At 64.7% G+C, this 13,918-nt stretch carries 12 protein-coding genes; 4 read left to right on the top strand and 8 right to left on the bottom strand.

The window, feature by feature from the left end; translation table 11 throughout:
- Positions 1 to 129: 129 nt before the first annotated feature.
- The 6 genes from YUA_RS0102970 to YUA_RS43385 all read right to left on the bottom strand — a co-directional run bounded on the left by YUA_RS0102970 (position 130) and on the right by YUA_RS43385 (position 8,336).
- Positions 130 to 819: a response regulator gene (locus YUA_RS0102970; protein WP_027529314.1), complete on the bottom strand. Its 690-nt coding sequence runs from the start codon at positions 817 to 819 to the stop codon at positions 130 to 132.
- A complete protein-coding gene (locus tag YUA_RS0102965; protein WP_027529313.1) occupies positions 816 to 3,539 on the bottom strand; it encodes a sensor histidine kinase KdpD in 2,724 nt (907 codons plus the stop codon). Before YUA_RS0102965 ends, YUA_RS0102970 begins: the two co-directional genes overlap by 4 nt.
- A gap of 40 nt (positions 3,540 to 3,579) precedes the next feature.
- Complete coding sequence (locus YUA_RS0102960) at positions 3,580 to 4,185, bottom strand: K(+)-transporting ATPase subunit C (RefSeq protein WP_027529312.1); 606 nt, start codon at positions 4,183 to 4,185, stop codon at positions 3,580 to 3,582.
- 112 nt (positions 4,186 to 4,297) lie between these two features.
- A complete protein-coding gene (gene kdpB, locus YUA_RS0102955; protein ID WP_027529311.1) occupies positions 4,298 to 6,412 on the bottom strand; it encodes a potassium-transporting ATPase subunit KdpB in 2,115 nt (704 codons plus the stop codon).
- Between the two features lie 18 nt (positions 6,413 to 6,430).
- Positions 6,431 to 8,134: a potassium-transporting ATPase subunit KdpA gene (gene kdpA / locus YUA_RS0102950; protein WP_027529310.1), complete on the bottom strand. Its 1,704-nt coding sequence runs from the start codon at positions 8,132 to 8,134 to the stop codon at positions 6,431 to 6,433.
- A 112-nt stretch (positions 8,135 to 8,246) separates the two neighbouring features.
- Complete coding sequence (locus YUA_RS43385) at positions 8,247 to 8,336, bottom strand: K(+)-transporting ATPase subunit F (protein WP_018641117.1); 90 nt, start codon at positions 8,334 to 8,336, stop codon at positions 8,247 to 8,249.
- Between the two features lie 436 nt (positions 8,337 to 8,772).
- On the opposite strand from YUA_RS43385, the gene YUA_RS0102930 reads away from it, so the two are divergent.
- The 4 genes from YUA_RS0102930 (at position 8,773) to YUA_RS0102915 (ending at position 11,819) form a co-directional block, all read left to right on the top strand.
- Positions 8,773 to 9,240 carry a hypothetical protein gene (locus tag YUA_RS0102930; RefSeq protein ID WP_027529309.1) on the top strand — a complete coding sequence of 156 codons (468 nt, stop codon included), beginning with the start codon at positions 8,773 to 8,775 and terminating at the stop codon, positions 9,238 to 9,240.
- Between the two features lie 46 nt (positions 9,241 to 9,286).
- On the top strand, positions 9,287 to 9,421 hold the full coding sequence (locus YUA_RS52270; RefSeq protein ID WP_256375356.1) for a hypothetical protein: 135 nt from the start codon (positions 9,287 to 9,289) through the stop codon (positions 9,419 to 9,421).
- 160 nt (positions 9,422 to 9,581) lie between these two features.
- Entirely contained in the window at positions 9,582 to 10,217 is a 636-nt protein-coding gene (upp, locus tag YUA_RS0102920; RefSeq protein ID WP_027529308.1) for a uracil phosphoribosyltransferase, read from the top strand.
- A 33-nt stretch (positions 10,218 to 10,250) separates the two neighbouring features.
- Complete coding sequence (locus tag YUA_RS0102915) at positions 10,251 to 11,819, top strand: AMP-binding protein (protein WP_027529307.1); 1,569 nt, start codon at positions 10,251 to 10,253, stop codon at positions 11,817 to 11,819.
- A 29-nt stretch (positions 11,820 to 11,848) separates the two neighbouring features.
- On the opposite strand, the gene YUA_RS0102910 is transcribed toward YUA_RS0102915, so the two are convergent.
- The gene (locus YUA_RS0102910; RefSeq protein ID WP_027529306.1) at positions 11,849 to 13,015 is read right to left on the bottom strand and encodes an acyl-CoA dehydrogenase family protein; all 1,167 of its coding nucleotides are present in this window, start codon (positions 13,013 to 13,015) and stop codon (positions 11,849 to 11,851) included.
- A gap of 39 nt (positions 13,016 to 13,054) precedes the next feature.
- Positions 13,055 to 13,918 (bottom strand): TRAP transporter large permease (locus YUA_RS0102905; RefSeq protein WP_027529305.1); only part of this gene is annotated, 864 nt, incomplete at its 5' end.

Below are 13,918 nucleotides of genomic sequence, written 5' to 3'. Positions count from 1 at the left end.
CGCGCCTCTCTCCCCTCATGGTGAGGAGGCGCGAAGCGCCGTCTCGAACCATGCAGGCCTCGCTACCTACAGCCGGGCCTTCATCCTTCGAGACGCGCGTTCCGCGCTCCTCAGGATGAGGAGACGGAGCTAATCCCCCGCCTTCAGCCGGTACCCGATCCCCGTCTCAGTCAGCACATATTGCGGACGCTCCGGATCGGCTTCGATCTTCTGGCGGAGCTGGCGGACGTAGACGCGCAGATATTGCGCGTCGGTCAGCTCATCCCAGAGCTCCTTGAGCAGGAAGCGGTGGGTCAGCACCTTGCCGGCGTGCTGAACCAGCACGCGCAGCAGGTCGTATTCCTTCGGCGACAGCTTTATCTCCCGCTCGCCGAGCTTGACGATGCGGCGGACGAGATCGACCGAGAGATCGCCGGTACGAAACACCGGGCGTTCGCCCTGGACCTGAAGCTGGTGACGGAGCGCGGCGCGCAGCCGTGCCAGTAGCTCGTCCATGCCGAATGGCTTTGTCAGATAATCATCGGCACCGAGATCGAGCGCCTGCACCTTGCCGGCCTCGTCGCCGCGGCTTGACAGCACCACGATCGGCACGCTCTCATTGCGGGCGCGGATGGTCCGCAGCAGCTCGTGGCCCTGGATGTCGGGCAGACCGAGATCGAGGATGATCAGCGCGGGCTCCTCGGTCAGCTTCTCCAGCGCGATCCTGCCGCTCGACGCCTCCAGAATCTCGTAGCCCTGCGTCGAAAGCCCCATCCGCAGCAATTTGCGGATCGGCGGCTCGTCGTCGATCACCAAGACCTTGATCGGGGCAGCACTCATGCGGCGGTATCCAATGCGTGGGTCTGTGCCGGAACCGGCAGGCGGATGGTAAGGACAGCGCCGCTCCGGTCACTGCGATTGGCGGCCGAGATCGTGCCGCGCATCGCCTCGACGAAGCCGCGAGAGATGGCAAGGCCGAGCCCGGTGCCAGGGCGAACATGGTCGCCTTTCTGCACGCGATAGAATTTGTCGAACACGCTCTCGAGCTCGTCGGGCGGAATGCCGGCGCCCTCGTCGGCGACCTCCAGCACCACCTGATCGCGATCGCGCCCGCTCTTGATCGCGATCGTGGTCTCGGGCAGCGAATATTTCGCGGCATTGTCGAGCAGGTTGAACAGCACCTGCTCGAACAGCACGGCATCGAGCTCGAGCATCGGCAGATCGGCGGCCAGAACCAGCTCGACCTTGTGCGCGGCCAGGATCTTTGATGCCCGCCGCAGCGCGCTGCCGACGATCTCGCTGAGATCGTGCAGCGCCGTGTTGGGCACGATGGCGCCCGATTCGAGCTTGGTCATGTCGAGCAGATTGGCGATGAAGCGGTTGAGCCGCTCGGACTCGTCGATCACGGTGGCGAGCAGATCGCGCTTCTCGGTGTCGGACAGCGCGCCGGCCAGATCGCGCATGGTCGAGGCCGCGCCCAGCACCGAGGCGAGTGGCGTCTTCAAATCGTGCGAGATCGAGGTCAAGAGCGCGGAACGCAGCCGTTCGGACTCAACGGTACGCTTGACCCGGTCCATGTCCTCGACCAGCAGCACGCGCTCGATCGCGAGCGCGCCCTGATCCACCAGCGCGTCCAGCAGCCGGCGCTGGTCCGGCGTGAGCAAGGGGCCGGTGCGGTCGTTGTCGATGCCGATGACGCCGATCGGGCCGCGCCCGGTGCGCATCGGCAGGAACAGCCGCTTCGCGCCCGGCAGCGTATCGGAACCGCGGCCGGCGGAGCGGTCATTGCTCCAGGCCCAGTTGGCGGCGGCTAGGTCAGCCTGGTCGAGCTGGTCCTCCGGCGGATAGCCGGATTTCACCGTGAGAAGTCCGTCCTCCGGCAGCAGCAGCACCACGCGCACCTTCAGCATCAGCGCGATCTGGTAGGCCGAGGCCCACAGCACGTCGTCGAGCGTGGCAGTGCCGGCGAGCTTGCGGCTGAAGGCATAAAGCTGCTCGGTGGTCCGGATGCGGCCAATTGCGGTGTCGGCTTGCGTGCGCACGCGAGCCGCGACATTGGAGACAATCATCGCCACCACCATGAACAGGATGAAGGCGGCGACATTGGTCGGATCGGCGATAGTGAACGTATGGACGGGTGGCATGAAAAAGAAGTTGTAGCAGAGCGAAGCCGCGACGGTGGCGAGCAGCGATGGCCAGATGCCATAGCGCACAGCGACCGTCACCACCGCAGTCAGCAGCACGAGATCGACGTTCTCGATCCCGAACCGGGGCTCGATCAGCTCAGCGGCGCCGAGCCCCATCAGCACGATGCCGAGCGCCTTCAGATAAGGCAGCGGATTGAACGGCTCGGACCGCGCCGCGGTCTGCACCCCCGTTTTGGGCGCCGCCTCGTCCAGCAGCTTGTCGCCGGGAATGACGTGAACGCTGATATTGCCGGCGCGGCGCACCAGATCGTGCACGACAGAGCCGCGCGTCATCTCGAACCAGCGCGAGCGCGTCGACTTGCCGATCACGATCTGGGTGACGTTGTTGCCTTGCGCGAAATTGATGAGGTCATCGGCGATACGGCGGCCGACCGCGGGGATGGTCAGCGCCTCGCCGCCGAGCGACTCCGCAAGCCGCAGCGTATCGGCCAGCCGGTCGCGTTCATGGTCCGAAAGCTGAAGTGCGCGCCGCGTCTCGATCGAGATCGCGGTGAAGGGCGCATGCAGCCGGTCGGCCAGCCGCTTGGTGTAGCGCACGAGCCCGGCCGCGCGCGGGTCCTCGCTGACGCAGACGAGGATGCGCTCGCCCGCGGCCCAGGGACCGGCGATGGCGTTCGCCTGCATGTGAGTAAGCAGCTGCTCGTCGACCCGCTCGGCGGTGCGCCGCAGCGCAAGCTCGCGCAGCGCGGTCAGATTGCCGGGCGAGAAATAATGCTCCAGCGCCCGCTCGGCCTGCTTGGGGACGTAGACCTTGCCCTCACGCAGGCGCTGGATCAGATCGTCGGGCGTGAGGTCGATCAGCTCGATCGCGTCGGCACGATCGAAGATCGAATCCGGCACGGTCTCGCGCACCCGCACATGGGTGATCTGGGCGACGACGTCGTTCAGGCTCTCGATGTGCTGGATGTTGACGGCGGTGTAGACGTCGATGCCGTGGGACAGCAGCTCCTCGACATCGAGATAGCGCTTGGGGTGGCGGCATAGGGACGCGTTGGTGTGGGCGAGCTCGTCGACCAATGCGATCTTCGGGCGCCGCGCGATCACGGCGTCGAGGTCCATTTCCTCGACGATCTGGCCGCGGTAATCGAGCCGCTTGCGCGGGATCACCTCAAGTCCGCGCACCAGCGCCTCGGTCTCGGCGCGGCCATGGGTCTCGACGAAGCCGACCACGACATCGATGCCGGCCTTGCGCCTGGCATGGGCGCTTTGCAGCATCTCGTAGGTCTTGCCGACGCCGGGCGCGGCGCCGACGAAGATCTTCAGCTTGCCGCTCGCGCCCTCCTCCCGGCGCGCGGCTTCCAGCAGCGCCTCGGGAGACGGACGTTGTTCGGGATCGCGGCGCTGTTGAACCATCGGGCCAATATAATCATCCGGGCATTCGCGGCCTAGAGCGCTACTTCGCGGATGCACGATCCAGTGCGAGGTTCAGGGCAAGAACGTTAACCCGAGGTTCGCCGAGCAGGCCGAGCAGACGGCCCTGGGTGTTGGCGGCGACGAGCTGCTTGAGCTGGTCCTCCGATATATTCCGCGCCTTGGCGACGCGCGGCACCTGGAATTGCGCCGCTTCCGGGGAAATATCGGGATCGAGCCCGCTTGCCGAGGTCGTGACCAGATCGACCGGCACGGCGGCGTTCGGGTTCTCGGCTTTCAGCTTGTCCACATCCTCCTTCAGCCGGTCGGCCAGCGCCTTGCTGGTCGGGCCGAGATTGGAGCCGCCCGAATTGGCGGCGTTGTAGGGCGCCGGGACCGTCTTGGTCGAATCATTCGGGTCCGGCGCCAGCGTCGCCGACGGGCGGCCGTGGAAGTATTTGTTGTCCTTGAACTCCTGCCCGATCAGGGCGGAGCCGATCACCTTGCCGTCCTTCTCGATCAGGCTGCCTTGCGCCTGTGCGGGAAAGATCGCGCCGGCAATGCCGGTCATGGCGAGCGGATAGGCCAGGCCCGTGATGGCGGTGAGCACCAGCAGGAGGACGATGGCGGGGCGAATTTCTCTGAGCATGTGTTTTTCTCCAGTTTCTCCCGTCATTGCGAGGAGCAAAGCGACGAAGCAATCCAGGCTGTCAACCGTGGAGACATTTCTGGATTGCTTCGCTTCGCTCGCAATGACGGCGCTAGGCCAGGTGCAAGGCAACAACGACGAGGTCGATCGCCTTGATGCCGATGAAGGGAATGACGATGCCGCCGAGCCCATAGATCAGCAGGTTGCGGCGAAGCAGCGCGCCGGCACCGACCGCGCGATAGGCGACGCCCTTCAGCGCCAGCGGGATCAAGCCGATGATAACAAGCGCGTTGAAGATGATCGCTGACAGAATGGCGCTCTGCGGGCTCGACAGGTTCATCACGTTGAGCACGTTGAGCTGCGGATAGAACGCCAGGAACATCGCCGGGATGATCGCAAAATATTTTGCCACGTCGTTGGCGATCGAGAACGTCGTCAGCGCCCCGCGCGTCATCAACAGCTGCTTGCCGATCTCGACGACCTCGATCAGCTTGGTCGGGTTGGAATCGAGATCGACCATGTTGCCGGCCTCGCGCGCGGCCTGCGTACCGGTGTTCATGGCGACACCAACGTCGGCCTGCGCGAGCGCCGGTGCGTCATTGGTGCCGTCGCCGCACATCGCGACCAGCTTGCCCTTGGCCTGCTCGTCACGGATCAACTTGAGCTTGTCCTCAGGGGTTGCCTGCGCCAGGAAATCGTCGACGCCGGCCTCCGCCGCGATCGCGGCCGCCGTCATCGGGTTGTCGCCGGTGATCATGACGGTGCGGATGCCCATGCGGCGCAGCTCGGCAAAGCGCTCGCGTATGCCCCCCTTGACGATGTCCTTGAGCTGGATGACGCCGAGCAGCCTGCCGTCCTTGGCGACCGCAAGCGGCGTACCTCCAGCCTTGGAGATTTCGTCCGCGATGGTCTGGATCTCGCGGCCGATGTCCGAAAGCACTGCGGGTTGGATGGCCCGAGCGGTATTGCCGGAGGCCACGGCCAGCGGCGCGCCGCCGCCGACATAGTTGAGCATGGCGTCGACCGCGCCCTTGCGCACCGACGACCCGCCGGCGTCGACGCCGCTCATGCGGGTCTGCGCCGTGAACGGAATGAAGGTCGCCCCCAGCTCGGCCATGTCGCGGCCGCGGATGCCGTACTTTTCCTTGGCCAGGACGACGATGGAGCGGCCTTCCGGCGTTTCGTCGGCGAGCGAGGCGAGCTGGGCGGCGTCCGCCAGCTCCTGCTCGCTGACACCACGCACCGGGCGAAACGCCGTTGCCTGGCGGTTGCCGAGCGTGATGGTGCCGGTCTTGTCGAGCAGCAGCGTATCGACGTCGCCGGCGGCCTCGACCGCGCGGCCCGACATTGCCAGCACGTTGAAGCGGACCAGGCGGTCCATGCCGGCGATGCCGATCGCCGACAGCAGTGCGCCGATCGTGGTGGGGATCAGCGTCACGAACAGCGCGACCAGCACGACCACCGAGATCGAGCCACCGGCATAGGCCGCATAGCTTGGAATGGTGACGGTGGCGAACACGAAGATGATGGTGAGGCCGGCCAGCAGAATATTGAGCGCGATCTCGTTCGGCGTCTTCGCCCGCTCGGCGCCCTCGACCAGCTTGATCATGCGGTCGATGAAGGTCGAGCCTTGGGCTGCCGTGATGCGGACGCGGATCCAGTCGGACAGCACTTGCGTGCCGCCGGTGACCGCCGAGCGATCGCCACCGGACTCGCGGATCACGGGCGCGGATTCGCCGGTGATGGCAGCTTCGTTGACGGACGCAACGCCTTCGATCACCTCGCCGTCGGAGGGGATCGTATCCCCTGCCTCGACCAGCACGACGTCGCCGACCTTCAAGCTCGTGCCCGGCACGAGATTGAAGTCCCGGCCCGCGCCTGTCAGGAGCTTGGCCTGGCTTTCGGTGCGGGTCTTGCGCAGCGAATCGGCCTGTGCCTTGCCGCGGCCTTCGGCCACGGCTTCAGCAAAATTCGCGAACAGTACCGTGAACCAGAGCCAGAGGATGATCTGGAAGGTAAAGCCGAGATTCGCACCACCCGTGACGAGGTCGCGTAGAAAAATCACCGTGGTGAGCGCGGCCACGATCTCGACCACGAACATCACGGGGTTCTTGATCATCAGCCGCGGATCGAGCTTGGTGAAGGACGCGCGGATCGCGGGCACGACGATCTTTGGGTCAAGCATTGCCGAGACGGACGCGCGCTTTTGCAGTTTCATGGTTTCCATGGAGGTCACTCCAAACAATCAGAACACTTGACCGGCGTTCATCGCGAGATGCTCGACGATTGGGCCGAGTGCGAGGGCCGGGAAGAAGGTGAGGCCGCCGATGATCAGGATCACGCCGACGACGAGGCCGACGAAGAGACCGCCGGTGGTTGGGAACGTGCCCGCCGACGGCGGGATCGATTTCTTGGCGGCGAGCGAGCCTGCGATCGCCATCGCCGGCACGATCATCAGGAAGCGGCCGACGAACATCGCCACGCCGCCGCTGATGTTGTAGAACGGCGTATTCCCGGTGAGACCTGCGAAGGCCGAGCCGTTGTTGCCGGTCTGCGACGAATAGGCGTAGAGCACCTCCGAGAAGCCGTGCGGGCCCGCGTTGTTCATCGAGGCCACGGCCGAGGGCAGCACCACCGCCACAGCCGACCAACCGAGGATCATCAACGGCAGGATCAGAATGGCGAGCATCGCCATCTTGACCTCGCGCGCCTCGATCTTCTTGCCGACATATTCCGGCGTGCGGCCGACCATGAGTCCCGCGACGAAGATCGCCAGGATGACGAATAGCAGCATGCCGTACATGCCGGCGCCGACGCCACCGACGATGATCTCGCCGAGCTCGATATTGATCAGCGGGATCATGCCGCCGAGCGCGGTGAAGCTGTCATGCATGGCATTGACGGCGCCGCAGGAGGCGGCGGTCGTGATCACGGCGAACAGCGAGGATGCAGCGATACCGAAGCGCACCTCCTTGCCTTCCATGTTGCCGCCGGTCAGACCCAATGCCTGCAGGGTCGAGGTGCCCTGTGCTTCAGCCCAATAGCAGACGGCGACGCCGGCGATGAACAGCACGCCCATCACCGCGAGGATGGCCCAGCCCTGACGCTGGTTGCCGACCATACGGCCGAACACGTTGGTCAGCGCCGCGCCGAGCACAAAGATCGACAGCATCTGCACGAAGTTCGACAGCGCGGTCGGGTTCTCGAACGGATGGGCCGCGTTGGCATTGAAGAAGCCGCCGCCATTGGTGCCAAGCATCTTGATCGCGACCTGCGAGGCCACCGGGCCGACCGCGATGGTCTGCTTGGCACCCTCGAGCGTGGTGGCCTCGACATATGGCCCGAGCGTCTGTGGGATTCCCTGCCAGATCAGGAACAGCGTGTAGACCACGCAGATCGGCAGCAGCACATAGAGCGTGCAGCGGGTGACGTCGACCCAGAAATTGCCGACGGTGCGCATCGACGCCCGCGAGAAGCCGCGGATCAGGGCGACCGCAAGCGCGATGCCGGTGGCCGCCGACAGGAAGTTCTGGTGCGTCAGGCCGAGCATCTGCACGAGATACGATAGCGTGCTCTCACCGCCGTAGTTCTGCCAGTTGGTGTTGGTGATGAAGGAGATGGCGGTGTTGAAGGAGAGATCCTCGGCGACCGCCCCCTGCCGCGCCGGATTGAAGGGCAGCACGGCCTGCAAGCGCATCACGCCATAGATGATGAGGAAGCCGCCGACATGGAACAGCAGCATGGCGACCGTGTAGGTCAGCCAATGCTGCTCGCGCTTCTCGTCGACGCCGGAGACCCAGTAAATGCCGGCCTCGACCGGACGCAGCACCGGCGAAAGAAACGTCTTCTCGCCATTGAACACGCGCGTCATGTACCAGCCGAGCGGCTTGGTCAGTGCGACGATGATGGCACAATAGAGAATGATCTGGAGCCAACCGGTCACAGTCATGGAATCAACCCTTCAGGCTTTGTGTCCGGCGCAGAATCGGCAGGACCAGCGCAAGCAGGCCGGCGACGAGCGCGACGTCCGCCAGCAGCAATTCGAGAAGCAGCAGCACGGCTCAGAACCGTTCCGGCCGCAGCAGCGCATAAGTGAGATAGACCAGGAGGCCGAACGAGACGGCGCCGGCGAGCGCATAATCGAAGATCATGATCCGCTCCGTCACAGCCGTTCGCAGGCATAGGTGTAGCCGATCGCAACGGCGAAGAAGGCGAAGCCCAGCGCCAGCATCAGAATGTCCATCATGGGATTTCTCCTCGTTGCGTCCCTTTCTCGGAAGCAACACTCTCTCGGGGGCCGGTGGAGTTCATGGAGAGAAGCGCAACGCATTTCCGCGAGCTCCAGCCGGGACTTTTGACCGTGCTGAAGTGCCACCATGGGCATAGGTTTTCGAGACGGGGGCTATGGCGAAGTTATAGGAATCTCATAAAGGGTTGCCGTCTCGCAACGCGTCGCGTTCCCCGGGGCATGCCACACTTATGAAATCCCTATATTTCGCAGCCCTTTCCCATCTCGTTTTCAAATGCCTGTCCCGCCATCCTGAAGAGGCCGGCCGACTGACCGACGCCAATTCCAGGAGGCCTGACATGAGCGTCGCTTTCCGACACTACGATCCACCTTCACTCGGCGACCGCTTGCGCAATGCGCAGGCGATGACGCAGCCGTTGATGCTCCAGATCATCGACAAGGCCTGCCGCCGCTTTCCCTCGCTCGGCCAGAGCGAGCGCACCGCACGCGTCATGCGCCTGATTGATGCGGAGGCCTGGACCGATGCCGCGCTGACGCTGATGGAGCTGGAGCTGCCGCTGTGGCGGGTCCGCCGCATCGCCTATGACGAGGGCGAATGGCACTGCGCGCTCTCGCGCAAACGCGAATTGCCGGATTGGCTCGACGCCGCGGTCGAAGGATGCCATGACGACCTTGCGATCGCCCTGCTGTCAGCCTTCGTCGAGGTCCAGGCACTCGCCGTGGAGGCGTCTCGGCCGAGCGTTCCCAACGTGCGCCCCGCGCCGGATTCGCTCTATGAGCCGGTCGCATGCGAGAACTTCAGCTGATCGGCCTGGCCGGTCCGGCGTTGTTACAGTTTCGAACATACCGCGCATGCTGATCCCGACACCCAGGAAAAATCTCGAACACGGGGTCACCACGACGATCCTGACCATGACGTTGAGCCTGGTCTGGGGAGCGGTCCTGACGATCGCGATCACGCTCGCCGCGCGCGGGCTCGGGGTTTAAAGCCTCGGCACGGCGATCGACCGCGAATTGACCATGGCTGCCTACGAGGCGAGCAGCCGGGCGCGAACGGCGGTCGCACAGCCCGGCAGGCCGCATCGCGGTTTGCGGAAAACGCCCGGCCGATCTGGCGCCGTTTCACGGAACCGTGTAGAGCGGTTGCATGAGCACAAGCAGCGTCAACGTCGTCGCCCACCCCCTGGTCCAGCACAAGCTTTCCCTGATGCGGGAGAAGGACCGCTCGACCAAGAGCTTTCGCGAGATCCTGAACGAGATCGGGATGCTGCTCGGCTACGAGGTGACGCGCGATTTGCCGCTGGAGCTGGTCGAGATCGAGACCCCGATCTCGCCGATGCAGGCGCCGAAGATCGCCGGCAAGAAGCTCACGCTGGCGCCGATCCTGCGCGCCGGCGTCGGCTTCCTCGACGGCATGCTGGCGCTGATGCCATCGGCCCGCATCGCCCATATCGGGCTCTACCGCGATCCCGAAACATTGCAGGCCGTGGAATATTACTTCAAGGCGCCGCAGGACCTGTCCGACCGCACCGTGATCCTGATGGACCCGATGCTGGCGACCGGCAATTCGGCCTGCGCCGGCGCGTCGCTGCTCAAGGACCGCGGCGCCCGCGATATCCGCTTTGTATGCCTTCTGGCGGCGCCCGAGGGCATCTCGAAATTCCAGAGCGAGCATCCAGACGTGCCGGTCTGGACCGCCGCCATCGACGAGCGGCTCAACGATCACGGCTACATCGTGCCGGGCCTGGGCGATGCCGGCGACCGGATGTTCGGCACCAAGTAGACAGGTTTGCGCGATCGGGCTACTCCGGTTGCCATGCGCGCCGATGATGTTTCATTGCATTCGCTGATCGGATCCGAGACCGCCGCCGATCCCGCCTTCGTGTTCGACGGCACGCCCGCCTCGCGCGCAGAATTTTTGGGGAAGATCGAGCAGACCACGGCCTGGCTTGCCGCTGAGGGTATCGGCAAGGGCGACGTGGTGGCGGTCTGGTTGGTCAACCGGGTCGAATGGATCGCGCTGCTGTTTGCCGCCGCCCGGCTAGGCGCGATCGTGGCCGCCGTCAATACGCGCTACCGCAGCACGGACGTCGCGCATCTCCTCAAATTGTCTGGCGCGAAGCTGCTGGTGGTCGAGGCGACGTTTCGTTCGATCGATTTCGCGGCCATTCTCGCCGACATCGCCAGGGCGGATGTTCCCGCGCTGCAAAAGCTCGCAGTGGTCGGCGCGGATGCGATCCCCGCGCAATGGCCCTGCGTTCGGTTCGATGCGTTCGACAAGCGCTATCCGCTAGCTCCCACTCAGGACGACATCGACCTGCCCGTGCTGCTCTACACCACGTCGGGCACGACCAAGGGGCCGAAGCTGGTCGCGCATTCGCAGCGAACGCTGGCGATCCACGCCAACGCCGTTGCCGCGGCGCTCCAGCTCTCCCCGCAACGTCATTCGCTGTTGGCGATGCTGCCGTTCTGCGGCACCTTTGGCATGACGAGCCTGCTTGGCTTCATCGCCGCCGGCGCGACCGTCCATGTACTCGACGCTTTTGAAGCCGCGCCGGCGCTGAAGATCCTCGGCGAGCACAAGATCACTCACACTTTCGGCTCCGACGAGATGTTCCGCCGCATCCTTGCGCTGACCGACTCGCAGCGGCCATTCCCGCACCTCGAAGTCTGCGGCTTCGCCGCGTTCCAGCCCGGTTGGCGCGAGCTGGCTGCGGAGGCCGAGGCGCGTGGCCTGACGTTGTTTGGCCTCTACGGCTCGAGCGAGGTGCAGGCCCTGTTCTCGATAGCCCGCGCCAGCGACGCCTTCGCCGATCGCATCGAGGGCGGCGGCTGGCCGATGTCCCCCGACGCGAAGGTCCGCGTGCGTGATACCGAGACCGGCGAGCTTGCGGCACGGGACGTCTCCGGCGAGATCGAGATCAGCGCGCCGTCGCGCTTCCTCGGCTATTTCAACAACCCCGATGCGACGCGCGATGCGATCACCGCGGACGGCTTCTTCCGCACCGGCGACATCGGCCGGCTTCGCGGCGGCGCCTTCGTCTATGAGACCCGCGCGGGCGACGCCATGCGGCTCGGCGGATTCCTGGTCGCGCCCGGCGAGATCGAGGACGAGCTCAAGTCGTGCGCCGGCGTCGCCGATGCCCAGGTCGTCGCGGTCGACCTGAACGGCCAGGCGCGCTGCGTCGCCTTCGTCATTCTGGCCGGGACTTCACCGCAACAGGAGGTGCTGACCGCACGCCTGCGCGAGCGGCTCGCCGGCTACAAGGTCCCGGCGCGGATCTATGTCGTGGACGCCTTCCCGGTCACCGACAGCGCCAACGGCGTCAAGATCCAGCGGGCAAAACTCCGCGCCATGGCGATGGAGCGGATCGCGACCGAATAGGGCTTGCCTATTTCAGATAGCTCGCCAGCCTAGTACGACTTGGCGAGGCCCAGCACCTTTTCCGCAATGAAGCTGAGCGCGAGTTGCGGGCTAACCGGCGCGATACGCGGGATCAGGACTTCGCGCAGGTAACGCTCGACGTGGAATTCCTTTGCGTAGCCGAAACCACCATGAGTCATCACCGCCTGCTCGCAGGCGTGGTATCCGGCTTCGCCTGCGAAATATTTCGCGGCGTTCGCGCCAGCACCGCAGGGCAAGCCCTTGTCGTATTGCCAGGCCGCTTGCATCACCATCAGCCAGGCCGCCTCGAGTTCGACCCAGTTCACCGCGAGCGGATGCTGGATGCCCTGGTTCTTGCCGATCGGGCGGTTGAACACGACGCGCGTCTTGGCGTATTCGGTCGCACGCGACAGCGCGAGCTTGCCGAGGCCAACCGCTTCCGCAGCGATCAGGATGCGCTCGGGGTTCATGCCTTCGAGGATGTACTGGAAGCCTTTGCCCTCTTCGCCGATCCGGTCCTCCATCGGGATCTCGAAATCCTCGAAGAACAGCTCGTTGGAATCGACGACCTTGCGGCCCATCTTCTCGATCTCGTGGACCTTGATCTTCTTGCGGTCGAAATCGGTGTAGAACAGGCTGAGACCGTGGGTCGGCGAGCGCACCTCCTCCGGCGGCGTGGTGCGCGCCAGCAGCAAAATCTTGTGCGCGACTTGCGCGGTCGAGATCCACACCTTCTGGCCGTTGACGATGTAGCGATCGCTCTTGGCGACGGCGCGGGTCTTGAGTTGCGTGGTGTTGAGGCCGGTGTTGGGCTCGGTGACGGCGAAGCAGGCTTTCTCGCGGCCCTCGACCATCGGCGGCAGCATGCGCTTGCGCTGCTCCTCGGTGCCGAACACGACGACGGGATTGAGACCGAACACGTTGATGTGCACCGCAGACGCACCGGACATGCCGGCGCCGGATTCCGCGATCGTGCGCATCATGATCGCGGCTTCGGTGATGCCGAGCCCCGAGCCTCCATATTCCTCCGGCACGCAGATGCCGAGCCAGCCGGCGTCGGCCAGCGCCTTGTGAAAATCGTGCGGGAAGCCGCCGTCGTGGTCCTTCTTCAGCCAGTAGGCATCGGGAAAGCCTTCGCAGATCTTTGCGATGGCGTCGCGAATGGCTTCCTGCTGATCGGTGAGCGCGAAATCCATGTTCTTGATCTCCTTACTGGGAGCCGCACGGCTCCGATCTTAGCGTCCCATCTGCGAGGGCAGCCAGAGAATGATCGACGGAAACGCGACCAGAATCGCGATCGCAATCAGGTGCGCGATGAAATGCGGGAAGGTGCCATGGAACACCTCCGCCACCGGCCGCTTCGCATAGCGGGCGACGATGAAGCAGTTCAGGCCGACCGGCGGCGTGATCATGCCGACTTCGGCGGTGACGATCTTGATGACGCCGAACCAGATCGGGTCGAAGCCGAGCGTCTTGATCAGCGGCAGCACGATCGGCACGGTCAGCACCAGGATCGCGATCTGGTCCATGAAGGAGCCGAGCACGATGTAGCCGCACAGGATCAGCGTGATGATGACCCAGCGCGAGGTCGGCAAGGAGCCGATCCAGGCGACTAGATCCTGCGTCACGTGGGTGAGCGTGAAGAAGTAGCCGAAGATCGAGGCACCGACCAGGATCATGATGATCATGCAGGTGCCGTGGCTGGCGCGCAGCAGCGTCTTGTACAGCGAGGTCGGCGTGATCTTGCCCTTGACGATCGCCAGCAGAAAGGCGCCGAACGCACCGAAAGCCGACGCCTCCGTCGGTGTCGCGACGCCGAGATAGATCGTGCCCGTGACGATCGAGAACAGCACCACCATCGGCGAAACCTGCCACAGCAGTGCGAATTTTTCGCGCCACGGCACCGATTTCGCGGCGGGTGCACGCGACGGATCCTGCCAGACCAGGAAATAGATCGTGGCCATGATGGTGAAGGTAACGAGGATGGCGGGGATGATGCCGCTGATCAGGAGTTTTCCGATGTTCACCTCGGCGAGCAGGCCGAAGATAACGAGCGCGACGCTGGTCGGCAGCAGCATCGACAGCGTGCCCGAGATCGC

The sequence above is a fragment of the Bradyrhizobium sp. WSM3983 genome (assembly GCF_000473045.1).
GTDB lineage: Bacteria > Pseudomonadota > Alphaproteobacteria > Rhizobiales > Xanthobacteraceae > Bradyrhizobium.
This window is presented reverse-complemented; position numbering and strand designations above follow the sequence as displayed.